Below are 19075 nucleotides of genomic sequence, written 5' to 3' on the forward strand. Positions count from 1 at the left end.
AAAAACACTAAAAAACAACTTAGACGCTAAGTCATCTAAGTTGTTTTTCTTATTACCCCAAAACTAGGGCGTCATCATTTAAGACTTGACCACTATTTTTATGGAAGAGGTCCATGAGCTGGGCAACAGTTAAATTTTTCTTTTCTTCGCCACGAACGTCCACAACGATTTTACCGTGGTAAAGCATAACCAAACGGTTACCATACTCAATAGCGTGTTCCATATTGTGGGTAATCATCAAGGTTGTGAGTTCTTGCTCTTCAACGACTTTCTTGGTCAGTTGCATGACCATGTCACTTGTTTTAGGGTCAAGGGCCGCAGTATGTTCATCAAGAAGAAGAACTTTTGGACGAACCAAGGTTGCCATGGCAAGCGTGAGTGCTTGGCGTTGCCCACCTGATAGAAAGGCTGCATCAGTCTTCATACGATTTTCCAAACCTAAACCAAGCTCAGACAATTTCTCTTTGAAGAGTTGACGTTCTGCTTCAGTGATTGATTTTTTGAAGAAGCTGCGCTTTTTCCCACGACGATAAGCAATGGCCATATTTTCTTCAATCGTTAAGTTAGTTGCTGTTCCCATCCGAGGGTCTTGAAAAACTCGGCTGATATCTTTTGAACGTGCAGCAACTGAAGCCTTACGAATGGATTGTCCTTCCAAAAGAATATCTCCTTCGTCAATCTCAACCACACCTGCGATAGAGTTCATCAAAGTAGATTTACCAGCACCATTTCCTCCAATCACTGAGATAAAATCCCCTTGTTCGATGTCCAAGTCAAGGCCTCGCAAGACATGATTTTCGTTAACGGTTCCTTTTTCAAAAGTTTTATGGATATTTGATAAGCTTAAAAGTGCCATTATGCCTTACCTCCTGGTGTCAATGTTTTTGAGGGTTTGATGTGTAGTTTATTGCGAATTTCTGGAACATAAAGAATCAATGCAAGAAGGACTGCCGAAGCTAGTTTAAGCATTTGTGCGTCTACGTTCATGGCTAAGATAATGACAAGAACCAAACGGTACAAGATTGATCCAAGAACGATTGACCAGAGACGTTTGCCAAGTGGCAAGTATTTGACAATCACTTCTGCAAGAATAATTGAAGCCAAGCCATTAACGATTGTTCCTGTTCCCATATTCATATCAGCGTAGCCATTATTTTGCGCTAAGAGTGAGCCAGCAAGAGCAATCAAGCCATTTGAAATCATGTAACCAAGAATTTTCATACGGTCAACTTTAATCCCGTTAGCTTCACCCATAGCAAGGTTATCACCTGTCGCACGAAGAGCGAGTCCCATTTGTGTGTTCAACAAGACGACAAGTAGTAAAATCACCAAAGCTACAAAGATGACACCAATCAAAATCACGGCGTAAAGTTTTGAAAGGCTGAGAGCTGACGTCATCACTGTTACAAGAGTTTCTTGACCCGCTAGGGAAACATTAGCACTACCAAGGACTAAAAGGTTAACTGAGTAAAGAGCTGTCAACACGATAATCCCTGTTAAAAGTGCTGGAATTTTCATCTTAGTATGCAAGAAACCAGCAACGGCTCCAGCTAACATCCCAGCCACAAAACCACCAATAGTCGCAATCAACGGGTTAATGCCGTTGACAATCATGATAGCTGTTGAAGCTGCCCCAAGTGGGAATGAACCTTCAGCAGAAAGGTCTGCAATGTCCAAAATACGGAAAGTAATGAAAACCCCGATTGCCATAATAGCCCACAAAAGACCTTGTGAGATAGCTGTCAAAACAATATCAATCCAAGCATTTGAAGCTTTTTTCGCTGACTTATTTGATGTTTTTGTCGGATTTGCTTTAGCAGTGCTACTTGCCTGCGTACTTGTCTTTTCACTATCATCAGTCGATGCTTTAGTTGCTTCATTTTCAATGCTACTTAAGTCAATGCCAAGCGTTTTTGCCATGTCATCATTAGCTACTACGTTAAGAGCTTTTGGATATTCTGCTGCTACTTGGCTGACATCTTCACCCTTGATAATGCGAACAGCTAATTTAGCTGTTTGACGACCAAGCGCCTCGTAATTGGCACCGTAAGTGAAAAGGACGCCTTGGTCAACTACGTCTGCAGAGCCACCAACAACTGGAACTTTCATTTCTTTTGATAGTTCTGTAAGTAGTGAAATGGCACTGACAATCATATTATCTGTTGGGATGAAAAGAACTTGTGTCTGGCTCATCAAGCTTTTAGCCGTATCTTGCACGTCATTCGTTGATGAAATCCCTTTGGTAATGACATTAATGCCTGCTTTAGCAAATTCTTTTTGTGCTTCTTCAACTTGAACTTCTGAATTACGTTCATTAGTGGTGTACATAATCCCAACTTTTTTCACATCAGGCATAACTTTTTGCAACAATTCTACCTGTTTTGAGATAGGAGACATATCGCTCGTTCCAGTCGCAATGCCGTTAGGAGTTTCCATAGTATCTACTAGTTTAGCTGATACAGGATCTGTAACAGCTGTAAAGACTACTGGAACATCTGTTGATAGATTTGACAAAGTCTGCGCTGCTGGAGTGGCAATCCCTAGAACCAAATCATTGTTAGAAATCAAGTTAGTTGAAATGGTTTGAAGATTAGACTGGTCGCCTTGAGCATTTTCATAATCTAGCTTAAGATTCTTACCTTCGACATAACCTTCTTTTTTCAACTCATCCACAAAGCCTTTACGCGCAGCAGTCAATGATGGATGTTCCACATATTGGAGAATGCCAAGATGGACAACATCTTTGCTTGCATTTTTATTTGACGAACACCCTACTAAGGTGAGGGCAGCTAACATAACTGCCATCAAAGCCGTTAAACCTTTTTTCATAATTTACCTTCCTCTACTTTTTACCTACTTGCCTAAAGCACGTGCTAGACAAGTTAACCTAATATCACCATTAGGGATTTCCCCTAAATCAATCACAACAAAAACCAGCTAGTTCAAAAAACTAACTGGTTTTTACGCGTATGCAAAAAAAGTAGAAACACTTAAAAGCCAGTTAGATTTTTGAGTATCTAATCGGCTTTTCAAAACAGGAAAAATGCTTTAGCTTCATAGATACAAACGCAGGTGACGTTTGCATCCATGGTGGCTACAAACGTCTATCTAAAGAAACTAAAGTAATAGTATCGATTCAGTTTTTCAGTCGTTATAGACGTTAAATTAAGCATACTTTTTCTCCTGTTAAGAATAACAAATCAATGAGTGCTAGGTATTGACTTGCATCAATTGTTTTTGATTGTAAACTAGTCTACCCTTATTTTGATGTTTTGTCAATATATTTTTAAAATTCAGAAAAAATAGCAATAAAAAAGTTCCTAGCATGGAGATTATCTGCTAGAAACTTTTTCATGTTGAGTGTTTGAGTAAGTATTGTAATTTTTTGTATTGTTATTTTAGAATAGTTTTTTAAAAAGATTGGAGTTTTGTTTCAAAATCATCAATAACCTTGGCAACATTCTTTTTGCCATGGTATATGCCGTAACCAAATAACAGCATTCCTATACTTCCAGAAATCATTAAGACAAAACCGAGAATTAGCAAAATGATGTGTTTGTTAAAGAAATAAATGAGTAAAAATCCTAAACTCGTTACTGCTAGAAATAAGGTCATCCAACGGCCTAAATTTTCAAGCATGTGTTTTTGATAAGCTATTTCAGTTTCATAACCTCTGATTAATTCTGATTTTGTCATAATAATTCCCTTCAATATCTGCTGGATTAGTAAGATAGACCTGGATTGAAGAATCCGACAAGAACACCGACAAAGGCAATGACTACTAAAAGAAGCATTACTTTGATTGGTGAGATGTTTTTCTTAGCCATCAACCACCAGCAAAAGACGATAAATAGTGCTGTTAAGAATCCTGGGTAAACAGCATCCAATTTATCTTGAAGTACCAAGTAAGGGTGTTTGGCACTACCAAGTTGGAATGATGTTTTAACTGATACCCAAGTTGCGGCAACACCACCAACAACCATACCACCGACGATTGAGACAGCTTTACGAATGGCTTGACCTTGGGCACCGACAAGGAATTCAACGGCTTTATCACCGAGTTCATATCCTTTGAAGTAGGCAAATTTCATACCAAAGTAAGCAAGCAAGTTCCACACAAGAATGTAGAAGATAGCACCGATTGGTGAGCCACCAGTTGAAAGACCAAGAGCGATACCCAAGATAACTGGAATCAAAGTACCAACGACAAGTGAATCACCGATACCAGCAACTGGTCCCATAAGCCCTGCACGAAGACCGTTGATGGTTTCATCATCGACTTCTTCAGAACCATTAGCACGCGCTTCTTCAAGCCCTGCTGTGATACCAACGATAAGGGCACCGAGTTGAGGTTCAGTATTGAAGAATGCTGTGTAAGTTTGCATTGAACGCGCTTGGTCTTCTTTCTTGTCATACAATTCTTCTACGATTGGAAGCATTGATGTCAAATAACCAAAGGTTTGCATGTGTTCTTGTGAGAAACATGTCAAGTTACCATAGTACCAATGATGGAAAGATTTCATCAAGGTTTTTTTAGTTAATTTCTTTTGAGCCATCTTAGATATCCTCCTCATCATCGTCATCAAAATCATCTACTGCAGCAGTTGCTTTTACGTGTTTTGCCATTTCAAGTTCGTAGAACAATACCGCAAAAATCAATGAAATCACTGCACATGATACCAAGTTCAAACCAAGTGAAGCTGCCAAAGTGAAACCAACAAAGAATGGGATGAAGTCAGTCACTTTTTCAACAATTTGTTTCAAAAGAATGGCAATTCCGACACATGGTAACAAAGCACCAACAGTAAAGAGAGTTTTCATTGGGATACCATCCATTGGAAGAGCATCTTTCATTGCAGTAACAGCAGTTGCACCAAGTTTACACATGATTAATGTTGGTACAAATGAAAAGACAATGTGTGATACCCATGGGTATAACCAGTCAACCTTGTAAAGTTGTTTGAAGTTACCTTTTTCAACCGCACGCCAACCGATATGTTGCCAAACAAGGTTCATTGTTGCTGTTCCGTAGAAAAGAACTGTACCAACAGTACCAACAAGAGTCCCCATTGATTTAGCCAAATTAGCCGCATCAGCTGAGTCAGCTGACAAACCTTGTGAATGGATGGCTACCATTGCCAAAGGAATACCAATGTATGATACCGCACGCACATCAGCTGAAACTGTACCACCCGGTGTTACAAGCGCAATGTAAACCAATTGCATTGCCACACCACAGATGACACCTGTTTTGATATCACCAAGAATAAGACCACAGACAAGACCACCGACTAATGGACGACCAAGAGTATAGTTACCAATGGTTGTACCACCAAGCCCAGGCATTGAAGACAAACATGCAAACAAACCTAACAAGGCCGCTTGAAACCAAGAAATTGCCATAATACTTCTTCTCCTATATTAAGATACAAAGAGCGTTAAGAAATCCGTATAAAAATAGGAAACTGACGACGTGTCATTGGGACACTAGGAAGTTTATCTTTTTTACTAGGATTTCAGCTCGTGTTTAATTACTAAAATACAAAGAGCGTTACGAGCACTGGCAAAATAGGAGTTTTGACGAAGAGTTACCAGACTCTAGAAAAAAACTATCTTTTTGACACAGCTCGTAGCTCGAGATACAAAGAGCTACTTTGTTAGCTCATTAATAACCAAATTTTGATTTAAAATCTGACCAATAACCAATTGATACGTCTGGCAACAATTGGAATTTCACTTTGTAACCAGCTTTTTCGATTGCTTCAATGGCATCTGCTTCTTCTTGAGTGATTGATTGGTTATTACCAAGTTTGACAGCACCAGGTCGGTCATTACATGGGCCAACGATGATTTCTTTAACATCACTTGGAACAAAACCTTGATCCACCAAGATTTTTTTCATGTCAATTGGATTTTTAGTAATCACGAAATAACGCGTATCTGAATCCAAAACTTTTTGTGATTTTTTACCAAAAGCATCTACTGACCAAACGAAGGTTTTCTTATCAGAAGCACCTTTATATGCTTGTGTCAACACTTTGTTGCTAGCTGCCGCATCGTTTACAGCAATCAAACCATCGCATGGGTATTCTTTTGCCCAACGTGTTACAGTTTGACCGTGAATCATACGGTCATCAATACGTACAAATGAAACTGTCATTTTTTCTTCCCCTTACCTTAAATATCGTCTTCTTCGTCGTCTGAAACGATTTTGAATTCTTGAAGAGCCGCTTGAGCTTCTGGCAACACAGCTTGAACAAAAGCATCGCCCTCAAGCATATCTTTCATCACTGCTGAGGTAATTGCCATTGGTAAATTCATACCGCCTAAAACAATAGCGTCATCAAGTTTGCCAACTTCATCCAAGACACTGCAAGCTGTTGTCAGTGGGCTTCCGCCAACAATATCTGCAAGAACTACAACTGAATCTTCAGCTGTCAAACCTGAAATGGCTTGTCGAAAGTCTTTTGCAAAGTCATCAACTGTTTTGCCATCTTTCAAACCAATAGCGATAACTTGGTCCATTTTATCTCCCGCAAACATTGCTAGAGATGTTTTCAGACCTTCAGCAAAACCACCATGACTCACCAGTAGTAAATACTTCATAGTTTTTATCTCTCCTTCTCTGATTATTATTCTAGCAAGTCATTAAGCGTTTTCACACTCTCGATTGTCACACGCTTGGGCTGATAAATGTCATCTCAAAAATGACAATTGTCACACAAAAAAACCAAGCACACGCTTGGTTCTCTTTATTTATTATTCAAATTGTCCTCAATCCTTTTTTGAATTGAAAACAAATCCGTCTCAACACTATTTTCAGCAATGGCTTTGCTAATGAGATAATCAGCTTGCCCAATCACACTGTTATAAGTTTTAAACGTTGGCTTGGTAATTCCCTGACTTAGCATAGAGTCTAGAGTCGATACCGTCAAAGAATCTGGTCCGAAGCCTTCTTCTTTTAATTTTTCCTTAGAAGCTTTACTTTGCATGACTGACTTCAAAACAGAACTTCCCTGTGAATAATCAAAAACAGACTGCTGGGTTTCTTTATCCGTGCAGAGGAGTTTTAAAAATTCCCAAGCTGCTGATCGGTGTTTGGTTTGAGAAGAAATAGCATACAGAGAAGTTGACACTTGGGTTGCATCCACGCCTTTTTTGCTAGCAGGCATGGTGACACAAGACCAAGAAAAAGTAGAATACTTGGCTACATGATAAGGATAAGGTTTGTAGGTACGGTAAGTGGCTAAAGACATAGGTAGAAAAGCAACCTTTCCTTCGTCAAAGTCTTTACTAGTCACATCATAATTCCCATTTAAAGCTTTTAATTGCGTAATCAATGACAAAGCTTTTTTAACCTTGTCACTATCAAAATAAGCCTTCGTTCCCGTCGCATTAAACAACTTTCCACCGTAAGCTGCGACTGCTTGCTGCCAATCATAACCTGCACAGCCATACTGGTCAATCGCCCCGTCACCATCAGTATCCTTGGTGACTTGTTTACAAATCTTATAAAAATCATCCACTGTCCAACCAGATTTTGGAATCTGGATACCTTCTTTTTTCAGCAAATCAATGTTAATACACATCATGGTTGGATTGCTTTCAAATGGCAAAGCGTAGTGTGTGTGATTGTACTCGCCAGCTTGATAAGAAGATTGGTAAAAAATCGAATCGTAAAAACTCGTGCTGATATTACTATCCAGATTTGCCAGTGCACCTGTTGAAGATAAAAGGTTAAAGTCATCTTCTGGCACAATGAAAACATCAGGCTGTGTACCCGCGACAATCTGGTCGGTCAACCAAGTCGAATAATCTGACTTTGAAATTCCACTTTCATAAACCACTTTAACGTTAGGATGCAATTTTTCAAAACGCTTAATCGCGCTATCAATGACTTTATAGTCATTACCATTTGGCACATCCCAGCTACTACCAGCATAGACACCAATTTTGAGGACTGTTTTTTGCTGCATGCGATAATAAGCATAGCCACCAAGCCCCACGCAAAGGGCAAGCAGTAAAACAAGCAAAAAGCGATATTTTTTTAGCCTAGTCATGGTCATCATCCTCAAAAGATTTTAAGGTAACTCCAGTCTGCACTGCCCAAATAGCTAACTGTGTGCGGTCACGTAAGTTCAATTTCGAGAGAATATTAGACAGATAATTTCTGACCGTTCCTTCTGACAAATATAATTTTGCTGCAATTTCTTTATTGGATAGTCCAAACCCAATCTGCTGAATAATACGCCACTCCATTTTATTGATATCTTGCGTCAAGCTGTCATCAACTTGAATAGCATAATTTGACTGTGCCATTTGCGAGAAAAGTTTGAATACCTTAGTGGCAATATCTGGATTCAACATGGCACGACCGTCATTAACGGTCACGACCGCATCATGCAACTCATCCATCGATGTTCCCTTTAGCAGATAACCACTGGCACCATATTTTAAGGCACTGTAAATGAAATCATCGTCGTCAAATGTCGTCAAAATAATGACTTTAACATTTGGAAATTGAGCTTTCACAGCTTTGGTGCAGACCACGCCATCCATTTTAGGCATACGAATATCCATTAAAATCACATCTGGTTTGGCAGTTGGTAAGACTTCCAAGACTTCTGTCCCATCGCTCACTGCACCAACAACTTCTATATCAGGATAAGCAGACAAGACGATTTTCAAGGATTCTCGTATTAATTCCTGGTCGTCTGCAATAAGTACTCGTATCATTCTTCTTCTCCTTTTATTTTGGGGATATGAATGGTCGTCGCAAAACCATCTTTACCTGAAAAAGCGACCTGACCACCGATAATGGCCAAACGTTCTGTCATTTGTGTCAATCCAAAGCCGTAAGTGATTTTCTCACTACCTGTCCCGTTATCCTTAATCAACAAAACGTAATCCTCTTGATTAAGCATGCTAATCTTAATCTTTGTTGCTCGCCCATGACGCAAAGAATTAGTCACAGATTCCTGAATCACACGGAAAATCACGTCTTCTTTAGTTTTATCAAAATCGACATTGTCCCAATGATAATTCAAATCAATCTGCAAATGAGATAATTCTTGGTATTCATCGAGCATTTTTTCAAGAGCATCTTTTAAGGTACGATTCTCTAGAGCGCCTGGGCGCATCTTGTTAAGGGAGCGTCTAACGTCGACAATTCCCTCACGAACAACGTTTGACACACTCTTTAATTGCTTCTTAGCATGCTCAGGATTAAGGTCAATCAAAACCGTTACAGCATCAATCCCTGCTGAAATACCTGTTAAAGCATGCCCTATGGTGTCATGAATTTCACGCGCAATACGTCTACGTTCACGATCCTCAGTAATCTTTTCAGACACCGCTACATATTCTTTCAAACGCGTATTAGCCTGCGAAGCCATTAACAACTCTTCTTCAATTTTATGATTTTCCGTTACCGAATAAATGATGTAAATCATCAAAGAAATGATAAAGACAATCATATTTAGCGATACCAAGCAATTCTTGATAAAAAGAACCATCAAGCGTGTGCTAGCTGGGAAGAAATTAATGTAAACATCCAAATCTGGTGTCCGCACCAAAAGCGACAAAACATCATAATTCGATAGCAAAAGCGCCCCAAAACTAGCCAAAATAAAAAGCAACCATGATCTCTTTTCACGAAAAGTGTAAAAATCCGTGTAAGAAAAGAAGATGTCCATGAAAACCATCAAAATCAAGCCATTGTAAGACAATTGCAGAGCAAAAAAAGTAGCAAAAAGTAATACCACTTCTAAAACTGCAAGCCAATCACGTGTTTTTGTTTCCCTTTCAAAGGCACGATTTCGAACGTAAATCACAGCCAGAAGTCCTAAGAAAAATAAATTCGATAACCAAAAAATCAGCTCTGGTGAACTTGGGATAATATTGATTTTTTCCAACAATGACCGACTAAAACCATTTTCGATGATATATTTTGTCGCTGACAAATAAACCGTACTATAAAAAAGCACTGCTAAAAAATTAATGGCAACCAAGGCACGTTTGGCCAATTCAACATTCTTCAAAGCTTTCATCATTGCCACCCCGTGATATCTGTATTAGAAACCGTCTCACTAGTCATAAATTTGACTGGGATGACAATCTCTTTAGCCACTTTTTTTCCTTTGTCCAGCTGATAACCTGCTTGAATAGCCTTTTCGCCAATCGTTATCGGTGATTGAGCTACGGTTGCCTGAATTGATGATGTTGTTGCCAAAAGAGTTTTCATATCTGGCGAACCATCGACACCGTAAATTTTCACCGTATCCGTCAAGCCCATATTTTCAATCGCCGCTAGGGCACCAATAGCCACTTGGTCATTAAGTGCCATCACCGTATCAAAAGATTCCGCCGAATTAATCACTGATTCAACTTGCGGCATTGAGAGTTCTGTCTGACCCAAACAATCCTTACGGTCTACCACTTGATAAGCATCATGTCCTTTAATCGTATCTAAAAATCCATTGATACGATCTACCGCTGAGACTGCACTGCGATGCTCAAGTAGCAGGATTTTAGCGCTACTTTGCGATTGCATCAAATTTTGAGCACACAAAACGCCTGCTTGATAATTATCAGAGACAATAGTCGTATCAACTGAAGAATTATCAGACAACTGACTGTCCACAACCACAACTTTAATGCCTGCTTTTTTAGCTTTTTTCAATGCCTTGATCAAGCGACTGCTATTAGCGTCAACGGGATTGATGATAATGACATTAACCTTTTTTTGAATAAAAGATTCAATCTGCTGCGCTTGCTTATCAACATTCAATGCTGGATCTCTGGTGTAGAGAATATCATTTTTTTCTTCAACGATTTTATCAATTTCATTATTTAAAACCTTATAAAAATCATTATTCATGGTCATGTAGGTTGCCCCGATTTTGACCCGATTAGCATTATAAGGCACTAATTTATAATGGAAATAAATACCAAGCATCGCAAAAAGTGCTATAAAAGCGCTTACCACAATACCTAAAATTTTTCGATTTTTCATCTTATACCTTTTACTTAACAAAATAACAACACTCAAACGTAGTTTTATTATAACACGTTTAAAATGTATAGACAATTTACCTCCATAGAACAAACAATAAAACGGGAGAACATGCTGTCCTCCCGTTTTACTCCCTACTTGAATTTACAATTCTTTTTTCTTAAAGCATTTACTTGCAAAAGCTCCCACAGCAGCAAGCAATGATAAGATTCCTAGACCAGCTAAGTGACTGTCTTTTTCACCTGTTTGTGGTAATTGAGCTGTGCTTGTCTTTATCACAGTATCTGCTGAGACAGTTTGTTCCAGACCAACCGCTTCCTTAACAGCGTTGACAAGACCAGTCACGCTTGATTGTGCTGATTCAACAGCATCACTGCCTGTGTCATCAGAACTTGGAGCATCACAGGCAGCATTACTATCATGCCAAATGCTCTTCAATGGGTAAAGAGTAATATCAGCTGTAGCTGCATCACCTTCAACAAGGACTGAAAGACCTAAACTTTGCGGTGATGTGAAAATCTGATTTGCTCCCGTAACCGTGTCACCTTTAGTAAAGACTTCAACACTAGCACGGTCAACAAAAAGGTGAAGGTCGATACTTCCGTCAGCATTTCGTGTCACCGCTTGACTATCAATTTCTCTAAATTTATCTGAAATGATAATTCCCGACTGGCTGCGGTCAATGACAATTTTACCCGTCTGCAAATCATAATAAACCTTAGTCACTTCACCTGGTCCGACACGAAGGTTAAAGCCAACTTTTGTTGTACCTGCACTTGGTTTAAAGTGAGCGATAATTTCATAAGTATCACCAGAAAAGTCCTTAAAGAGATTATTATCACTAGCAACCGTTACATCCTTGTATTCAACGCTGTGGTCAAGATCACGCAAGCTTTCATAGGCTTTAATCGGTGTTTGAGTGAGAACATATTTGTCACCGTCTTTGACAAGACCCAGTGTCAAATTAAGGTTGAAAGTACCATTAAATTTTTGGCCAAGACGATCAGCAACAAGCAAAGCATAATCATCCCAAGTATTCATCCAGTTCACTTCAATAATTTTTGGAATCGTTGGGTGTGCACTTGTACCAAAATCTTGTGTAAAGTAAGTTTGAGCAGCATAAGAATCTTTACCAAAGTTCATGATACCATCTGTCGTCTTATAAGCTTCGTCAGGCGTATATGTCCAATGTCCACCAACTTGTTGTAAATCACCTACTTTATAATAACGACCACCACGAGAAAGTACCCATTTGACAGTTCCGTCTTCTGTTTGGATTGGATAAAGGTCTGGACATTCTGTGTGGAGATCTGGATAAGTAGATTCCACTGACCAATTAAGCAAATTATCTGATGAATAAATGCGGAGCGGTCCACCAGCCACTACCATAAACCACTTATCTTCCCAACGAAAGACCTTCGGATCACGGAAATCACGATTTTGTAAAGGATCAGTTGACCAGTCAGCCACAACTTTATCCACTTTTTGCCAAGTCTTACCAGCATCTTTACTGTAAGCGAGTTTAATACGTTGACCTTCACCATCTGCTGTAATCAAAGCAACCAGGCCGCCGTTGTTACCGTCAAACAAACCACTTGTGTTGTTATTATCAGCTACGATACATCCTGAGAACATGGTTCCGTTATAGTCTGGGTAAAATGCAATCGGTTGGTCCGTCCAATGAATCAAATCCGTACTTGTCGCATGTGCCCAATGCATTGGTCCCCATTTGGTATCATCGTAAAATTGGTAGAACATGTGGTAAACACCGTCATAGTAAACCATACCATTTGGGTCATTTGCCCAGCCATCTTTGACAGAATAGTGATATTGGTCGCGAAAATTTTCATTATAGTAAACCGAAGCTGGTTGACGACGGTGAACATTGATGCGGTAAGTTGCTGTCGCTGTATAGCCATCTGCTGTTGTGTAGCTACTTGTCACAGTAAGATAATTCACTCCGACTGCTACTGGAATGTCGCTAGCATTTGCATAAACATTTCCATTAGCATCTGTTACAGTGACAACAGCTTGTGGATTATGACCCACAAAACTCAAATCAACAGTCGAGGCATCGTTTGACACGTATTGAATGTAAGCTGCTTCTTCAGGGAAGAATTGACCTTTAGATTCAACAGGACCATTTTTTGAAGTCACCGTAACATCATCAATAATTGGTAACTCTTCATCAGTTAATTCACGGTAGAAGGTATTTTGAAAGACCATCTCACCATTCCAATTGAGCAAACCAAAATGACCATCGGAGATGTAAGTGGTTTGACCTTTATCATCACGCTGAAGTGTATAATCTCCTAAATTAGCGACTAGAATGCCGTTAACATAATAGGAAATTTTCCCATTCAAAGCAACCACCTTAAGAGCGTATTTGTTATCTGGGCTTGCTGCAATTTCTTTTTCATCAATCAAATTGGCTTCGCCCCAGCGCATGAATTTGACTTTGTGAGAGTTCCCATCTAGATTAACGACATAACCTTTGAAATTGGTTGCGTCATTATTTGAACGAAAAACAAGTGAAGCTGCTCCGCTATTTTGCAAGAAAGTAACGTCTGTCTGATAGACAAAATTTTTCCCTGTCGAATCTGAATAAAGGAAATTATCCCCTTTCCCAACGGCGTTGCTATAAAGACCATTTTCCCCTTCTTGCCAAACAGTGGCATCATAGCTTAAGCCTTGAAGATTGGTGTGATAAGCACTTTGAGGTGTTTGGGTTAGATTGGTAGCGACAAATTTTTTAGCAGCTTTTGAGTTAGCTTGGTTAGCTGTAACTAAGTCTGATGTCGCTACTGTCTGAGTTTGGTCGCTACTTGCTGGCGCTGTTGTCTCAGCTGACGGCGTATTAGTAGCTTCTGTTAGAGCATTATCTGATGTCTCTTGTTGAGCAAGAGAGTCAACGGGCTCTACTGTATTTTCTTCAGGTGCTACATTTGTATCTTCGACACCTTGAGCTACAGTTTTTTCTGGCATATCTTCTGAAGGTTGACTTGAATTGTCAGCTTCTGACTCTTCAGGGCTACTCGCGACAACTTCAGTTTGAGTGTTTGGGACAGTCACTTCATCAGCTTTAGCAAGACCAGTCACACCTCCCAAAAGAAGACCACAAACCAAAAGACTGCAACCATAAACCCATTTTTTCCCACTTTTATGCATGTACCAATTCACACACTTCGTTTCATGTTCTTTGTTCATAATTCCTTTTTTCCTCCTGTCTCAAACATTCAACAAGATAAGGATACCAAATCAAGAAAGCGTTATCATCAGACGTTTGTCATCTCCTCAAGGTGACAAATCTCAATAATTTAAGTGGCAAAAGTCATTTAAAAAAATTCTCACACTAGGTGCGAGAATTTCGAAAAGTCGTGAAAAAAGAGGAATCCATTTTATCTAGCAAGTTTAAATTTTTCTAGAATTAAAGCAATGCCGTCATGATTGTGGTTGGCAGTGACATGACCAATGCGCTCTTTAACTTCTTGCGGAGCATTTGCCATGACATAAGCTTCACCAGCCGCTTCTAGCATGTCCAAATCATTAAAATTATCACCGAAAGCTAAAGTTTCTGACATCTCAACACCGTAGTGTTTGGCTAATAGGCTGACTGCACGCCCTTTTTGGATGCCACTTGCCATAACTTCAATGTAATAAGGTAAAGATCTTGCGATTGATAAGCCTGGATAGAGTTCTTTTAGTTTTTCTTCCAGTGCTTGCATACGCTCAGGCTCACCCATTAAAAGCAGTTTGTGAACTTCTGGTAAATGACCGATTGCCTCTAAGTCTGCTTCTTGTGAAACAAGACCAACAACACGTTCTTCACGAGAAATCCATTTGTTCAAGCGGTTTTGCGACAACCATTTTTCACCGCTGTAAACATTCCAAACCACATCTGCCACTTCTTTTTCCAAGTACTGACAAATAGCTTGCGCCGCCTGCGGGCTCATTGGACAACTATCAATCACTTGACCACATTCATCTTGAATAAAAGCACCATTGTAAGAAATCATCGGCACTTCAGGCAAAAAATCTTTGATGATTGGCTTGATTGCTTCAGGCATGCGCGCCGATACGGGCACAAATAAGACACCTGAATTGACAGCATCACTCAAAGCACGACGTGTTTTAGAAGTAACTTCCAAAGCGTCATTGATGAGTGTCCCATCAATATCACTAAAAATAATTTTAAACATTGCTCTTTCTCCACACATTTTCTCCAGTATAGCATTTTTGAAAGGGCTTTCCAAGAGGTTTTTTCATTATTTCAGTAAAAAAAGTTAACAAGGCGATAATATCCAGAAAATCTGACATTCCTTTCATTATTCTGACAAAAAAAGTCCGAGTAAACACACGGACTTCATCACTATTAAAAGGGTAATTCTTCCTCTTCCAGCACAAGGTCAGCCAAATCATTGGCCACATTATTTTCTCGCATGGCACGTTGGGCACGACTTTCTAATAGTTGGAAAGAATGGCAGAGCACTTCTGTCACATAATTGGTGTGACCATCTTTTTCGTATTTACGCGTACGAAGCTCTCCATCAACAGAAATCAAACTCCCTTTTCCAGCATAAGAAACGAGCGTTTCTGCTAAACGCCCCCAAACCACAAGCGAAATAAAATCCGCTTCACGCTCACCATTTTGCGATTTAAAACGACGGTTAACGGCTAGTGTTACACGTGTAACAGATTTTTCGGTTGGTGTTGTCACCAATTCAGGCTGCGCTGTCAAACGCCCAATCATAATAACTTTATTGTACATCAATTACCTCCTATCTTATTATTCGAAAAAAATTTGGTAATCCACTTTAAAAAAGAATTTTTCAAAATATTCTGTTAAAATGAAATATATTTTACAAGCTAGGAGATTTTATGACAGTCAACATCAATGCCTACAAAGAAATGCTGAATCAGCCTTGGGGAAAAATCATGTACCGTTTGATTTTTGCACAACTCAACCACATCAAAGATAAACAAGTCCTTGATTTTGGTGCTGGTTTTGGAACAACCTCAGAATATTTATCACAAAATAATACCGTTACTGCCGTTGAACCAAATGCCGATATGCTTTTTGCCGACGATACACAGACATTCACTAAAATTAATGGCAGTTTAGAAGTTCTTAAAAACTTACCAGAACAATCCTTTGATGTCATCATTTGCCACAATGTCTTTGAATACATCGACAAATCTCAACATCAAAAATACCTTAATGAATTTGAACGCCTCTTAAAACCACATGGTGAACTTTCCTTAATTAAGCACAATCTTACTGGAAAAGTCTTACATCAAGTCATTTTTAACAATAATATTGAAGATGCACTTTATCTCTTAGATGGGAAAGACAGTTACAATAGCTCATCATTCGGACATGGTGAAACTTATAGTATTGACGAATTAGCCAGCAAAACTAACTTAACTCTTGAAAACTACCAAGGTCTGCGCACATTTTATGCCCTTCAGCCAAATGAATTCAAAACTGAGGATGGTTGGCTAGAACGTTTAACAAAAATGGAATTAGCTGTCGCTAATCAAAAGCCCTATAAAGACATCGCTTTTCTACAACACCTTACTTTACGAAAAAACTAAAACGAGCTAGATTATTCTAACTCGTTTTTTATTATGTTACCCTTTCCAGTGTTTTTCTGGATTAAAGGCTTCACCGACAACAGCTGTGTCATCAAGTTCAGTGATACCACGTTTTTGTGGAGCATTTGGAAGGGCTAATTCACGAGGTGAGCACATCATACCAAAGCTCTTTTCACCACGAAGGGCACCTGGGAAGATAAGACTGCCGTTTGGCATCATAGCTCCTGGAAGAGCGACGATTGTTTTAAGACCAACCGCAGCATTTGGCGCACCTGCAACGATTTGAACAGTTTTGTCATCTGAAATTTGCACTTGGCAAATGTTCAAGTGGTCACTATCTGGGTGAGCAACCATTTCTTTGATTTGACCAACAACAAATTTTGGTGAAGGGTCATTTTCCAATTGTTCGCTAAAGCCTTCTTTTGTCAATTCAGCGTTAAGTTTAGCAACGTCTTCATCAGACAAAGTCACTTGTCCAACACCGTCAATTGCAATTAGGCTTGATACTTCAAAAATATTCCAAGCGACTGTTTCACCATTTTTTTCAAGAAAAACACGTGATACGTTACCTTTACGTTCGTAGTCAAGTTTAGCACCTTTGCTATCTTTGACAATCACCATAAGGACATCACCGACGTGTTCTTTGTTGTACGTAAAAATCATTTTCTCTCCTATTTCAATCCAGCTAAGAAGCTGTTAATTTCTGCTTTGGTTTTGCGTAATTTATTAACTAAACGACCAATTTCTTTCCCATTTTCTGTTACCACAAAACTTGGAATGCCAAAGATGTTCCAACGTTGAGCGACTTCCATGAAATCATCACGGTCAACACGAACAAAGGTAAACTCTGGATTTTCCGCTTCAATTTCTGGCATTACTGGGTAAATAAATTGGCAGTCTGGGCACCAATTTGCCGTAAAAAAGAAAACTACTTTGCCATCATTTTCTAGGTAGGTAGCCATTTCTTCATAGGATTTTGGACTAATCATTTTTCTCCTCCTCATAGCTAATCTCACCATCTTGGTAAACAAATTGAAAAGTACGACCGTCCTCTAAAACGAGACCTCCAGTCATCTTTTCTGCATCAGATTCATAAGCATTCAAATAAAGCACCGAAATGCTACCAAATCGGCTGAAATATTCACGAATGGCATTTTTAATCTGTTCTTGTCGCTTTTCTTCGCGTTTCTTCTTTAAGATTACTCCCAAAGCGATGACACCGCCGACTCCCACTAAACCAAGACTTGGCAGTAAGCTTCTTTTTTTGTTTCTCATACGCTTTATTTTAGCATATTTCAGCACATAATACCAAGGTCCAAATATTTAATGTTATTTCAATCTAAAAATTGTCAGAAAACGTGGTAAAATAGAAACCATAGAATCGAGGTTTTTATGTCAGATTTATTTTCAAAAATAAAAGAAGTCACTGAACTTGACAGTATCGCTGGATACGAACACAGCGTTCGTGACTATCTTCGCTCAAAAATCACACCACTTGTTGATGAGGTGCAAACTGATGGACTTGGTGGTATTTTCGGTATCAAACACTCTGACGCTGAAAACGCCCCACGCATCATGGTTGCTGCTCACATGGATGAAGTTGGTTTCATGGTCAGCGACATCAAAGCTGACGGAACATTGCGTGCTGTTGGTATCGGTGGCTGGAACCCACTAGTTCTAAGCTCACAACGTTTCACACTTTACACACGTGACGGCTCTGCCATCCCTGTTGTTTCTGGCTCAGTCCCACCACACTTCCTTCGCGGTGCAAATGGCTCTGCTTCTCTTCCAAAAGTCGATGATATCATTTTTGATGCTGGATTTACAGACAAAGCTGAAGTTGAAGCATTTGGTATCCTTCCTGGCGATATCATCGTGCCAAAATCTGAAACAATCCTTACAGCTAACCAAAAAAATGTTATCTCAAAAGCTTGGGACAATCGCTTTGGTGTGCTTATGGTGACAGAATTGCTTGAAAGCCTTAAAGGTCAAAAACTTGATAACACCCTTATCGCTGGAGCTAACGTTCAAGAAGAAGTTGGTCTTCGAGGAGCACATGTTTCTGCTACAAAATTCCAACCAGAACTTTTCTTTGCTGTTGACTGCTCACCAGCTGGAGATATTTACGGCAACCAAGGTAAAATTGGCGACGGAACACTTTTCCGTTTCTACGATCCAGGACACGTGATGTTGAAAGATATGCGTGACTTCTTGCTCACAACTGCAGAAGAAGCTGGTATCAAATACCAATACTATGCTGCCAAAGGTGGTACAGACGCAGGTGCCGCTCACCTCAAAAACGGTGGTATTCCATCAACAACTATCGGTGTTTGTGCACGTTACATTCACTCACATCAAAGCCTTTATGCTATGGATGATTTCTTGCAAGCCCAAGCCTTCATTCAAGCTATCGTTAAAAAATTAGACCGCTCAACTGTTGACCTCATCAAAAAATACTAGAAAGGA

The 19075-nt window shown here is 39.4% G+C and carries 19 protein-coding genes and 1 pseudogene; 2 read left to right on the forward strand and 18 right to left on the reverse strand.

Annotation, left to right across the window (positions count from 1 at the left end; genetic code table 11):
• Positions 1 to 52: 52 nt before the first annotated feature.
• From E0E02_RS05645 to E0E02_RS05710, 15 genes and pseudogenes are all read right to left on the reverse strand, one after another.
• Positions 53 to 856, reverse strand: coding sequence for an ATP-binding cassette domain-containing protein (locus E0E02_RS05645; protein WP_133018079.1), 804 nt, complete (start codon positions 854 to 856; stop codon positions 53 to 55).
• Complete coding sequence (locus E0E02_RS05650) at positions 856 to 2829, reverse strand: ABC transporter substrate binding protein (protein WP_133018080.1); 1974 nt, start codon at positions 2827 to 2829, stop codon at positions 856 to 858. Before E0E02_RS05650 ends, E0E02_RS05645 begins: the two co-directional genes overlap by 1 nt.
• A 582-nt stretch (positions 2830 to 3411) precedes the next feature.
• Positions 3412 to 3696: a PTS fructose transporter subunit IA gene (locus E0E02_RS05655; protein ID WP_074561150.1), complete on the reverse strand. Its 285-nt coding sequence runs from the start codon at positions 3694 to 3696 to the stop codon at positions 3412 to 3414.
• A gap of 26 nt (positions 3697 to 3722) precedes the next feature.
• Complete coding sequence (locus tag E0E02_RS05660) at positions 3723 to 4556, reverse strand: PTS system mannose/fructose/sorbose family transporter subunit IID (RefSeq protein ID WP_074561149.1); 834 nt, start codon at positions 4554 to 4556, stop codon at positions 3723 to 3725.
• Position 4557: 1 nt separating this feature from the next.
• Complete coding sequence (locus E0E02_RS05665; RefSeq protein ID WP_074561148.1) at positions 4558 to 5403, reverse strand: PTS sugar transporter subunit IIC; 846 nt, start codon at positions 5401 to 5403, stop codon at positions 4558 to 4560.
• A 262-nt stretch (positions 5404 to 5665) separates the two neighbouring features.
• On the reverse strand, positions 5666 to 6160 hold the full coding sequence (locus E0E02_RS05670) for a PTS sugar transporter subunit IIB (RefSeq protein WP_074561147.1): 495 nt from the start codon (positions 6158 to 6160) through the stop codon (positions 5666 to 5668).
• Between the two features lie 17 nt (positions 6161 to 6177).
• Positions 6178 to 6606: a PTS fructose transporter subunit IIA gene (locus E0E02_RS05675; RefSeq protein ID WP_074482733.1), complete on the reverse strand. Its 429-nt coding sequence runs from the start codon at positions 6604 to 6606 to the stop codon at positions 6178 to 6180.
• A 146-nt stretch (positions 6607 to 6752) separates the two neighbouring features.
• The gene (locus tag E0E02_RS05680; RefSeq protein ID WP_206282020.1) at positions 6753 to 8066 is read right to left on the reverse strand and encodes a sugar ABC transporter substrate-binding protein; all 1314 of its coding nucleotides are present in this window, start codon (positions 8064 to 8066) and stop codon (positions 6753 to 6755) included.
• Entirely contained in the window at positions 8053 to 8736 is a 684-nt protein-coding gene (locus E0E02_RS05685) for a response regulator transcription factor (RefSeq protein ID WP_074564860.1), read from the reverse strand. Before E0E02_RS05685 ends, E0E02_RS05680 begins: the two co-directional genes overlap by 14 nt.
• A complete protein-coding gene (locus E0E02_RS05690; RefSeq protein ID WP_133018100.1) occupies positions 8733 to 10049 on the reverse strand; it encodes a sensor histidine kinase in 1317 nt (438 codons plus the stop codon). The genes E0E02_RS05685 and E0E02_RS05690 overlap by 4 nt, the downstream gene beginning before the upstream one ends.
• Entirely contained in the window at positions 10049 to 11014 is a 966-nt protein-coding gene (locus tag E0E02_RS05695; RefSeq protein WP_074561142.1) for a sugar ABC transporter substrate-binding protein, read from the reverse strand. The genes E0E02_RS05690 and E0E02_RS05695 overlap by 1 nt, the downstream gene beginning before the upstream one ends.
• Before the next feature lie 144 nt (positions 11015 to 11158).
• Positions 11159 to 11359, reverse strand: a complete 201-nt coding sequence (locus E0E02_RS09560) for an LPXTG cell wall anchor domain-containing protein (RefSeq protein ID WP_346503711.1) — start codon at positions 11357 to 11359, stop codon at positions 11159 to 11161.
• A gap of 72 nt (positions 11360 to 11431) precedes the next feature.
• A pseudogene (locus tag E0E02_RS05700) lies at positions 11432 to 14221 on the reverse strand (GH32 C-terminal domain-containing protein); the annotation flags it as partial.
• A 191-nt stretch (positions 14222 to 14412) separates the two neighbouring features.
• Positions 14413 to 15213 (reverse strand): Cof-type HAD-IIB family hydrolase, encoded by an 801-nt coding sequence (locus tag E0E02_RS05705; RefSeq protein ID WP_039697430.1) that lies wholly within the window; start codon positions 15211 to 15213, stop codon positions 14413 to 14415.
• A gap of 173 nt (positions 15214 to 15386) precedes the next feature.
• Positions 15387 to 15782 (reverse strand): single-stranded DNA-binding protein, encoded by a 396-nt coding sequence (locus tag E0E02_RS05710; RefSeq protein ID WP_039697429.1) that lies wholly within the window; start codon positions 15780 to 15782, stop codon positions 15387 to 15389.
• A 110-nt stretch (positions 15783 to 15892) separates the two neighbouring features.
• On the opposite strand from E0E02_RS05710, the gene E0E02_RS05715 reads away from it, so the two are divergent.
• Positions 15893 to 16609, forward strand: coding sequence for a class I SAM-dependent methyltransferase (locus E0E02_RS05715; RefSeq protein ID WP_133018083.1), 717 nt, complete (start codon positions 15893 to 15895; stop codon positions 16607 to 16609).
• Between the two features lie 36 nt (positions 16610 to 16645).
• Here the strand turns inward: E0E02_RS05715 and ytpR are convergent, their stop codons facing one another.
• From ytpR to E0E02_RS05730, 3 genes are read right to left on the reverse strand one after another with little or no spacing between them, the layout of a single operon-like run.
• Positions 16646 to 17272: a YtpR family tRNA-binding protein gene (ytpR, locus tag E0E02_RS05720; protein ID WP_133018084.1), complete on the reverse strand. Its 627-nt coding sequence runs from the start codon at positions 17270 to 17272 to the stop codon at positions 16646 to 16648.
• Positions 17273 to 17280: 8 nt separating this feature from the next.
• Complete coding sequence (locus E0E02_RS05725; RefSeq protein WP_039697426.1) at positions 17281 to 17598, reverse strand: thioredoxin family protein; 318 nt, start codon at positions 17596 to 17598, stop codon at positions 17281 to 17283.
• Entirely contained in the window at positions 17591 to 17884 is a 294-nt protein-coding gene (locus tag E0E02_RS05730) for a DUF4651 domain-containing protein (protein WP_133018085.1), read from the reverse strand. Before E0E02_RS05730 ends, E0E02_RS05725 begins: the two co-directional genes overlap by 8 nt.
• A 117-nt stretch (positions 17885 to 18001) precedes the next feature.
• Here E0E02_RS05730 and pepA point away from each other — a divergent pair, with 117 nt between their 5' ends.
• The gene (pepA, locus tag E0E02_RS05735; protein WP_133018086.1) at positions 18002 to 19069 is read left to right on the forward strand and encodes a glutamyl aminopeptidase; all 1068 of its coding nucleotides are present in this window, start codon (positions 18002 to 18004) and stop codon (positions 19067 to 19069) included.
• Positions 19070 to 19075: the final 6 nt, after the last annotated feature.

It is taken from the genome of Streptococcus sp. KCJ4932, from assembly GCF_004352745.1.
Classification (GTDB): Bacteria; Bacillota; Bacilli; order Lactobacillales; family Streptococcaceae; genus Streptococcus; species Streptococcus ruminicola.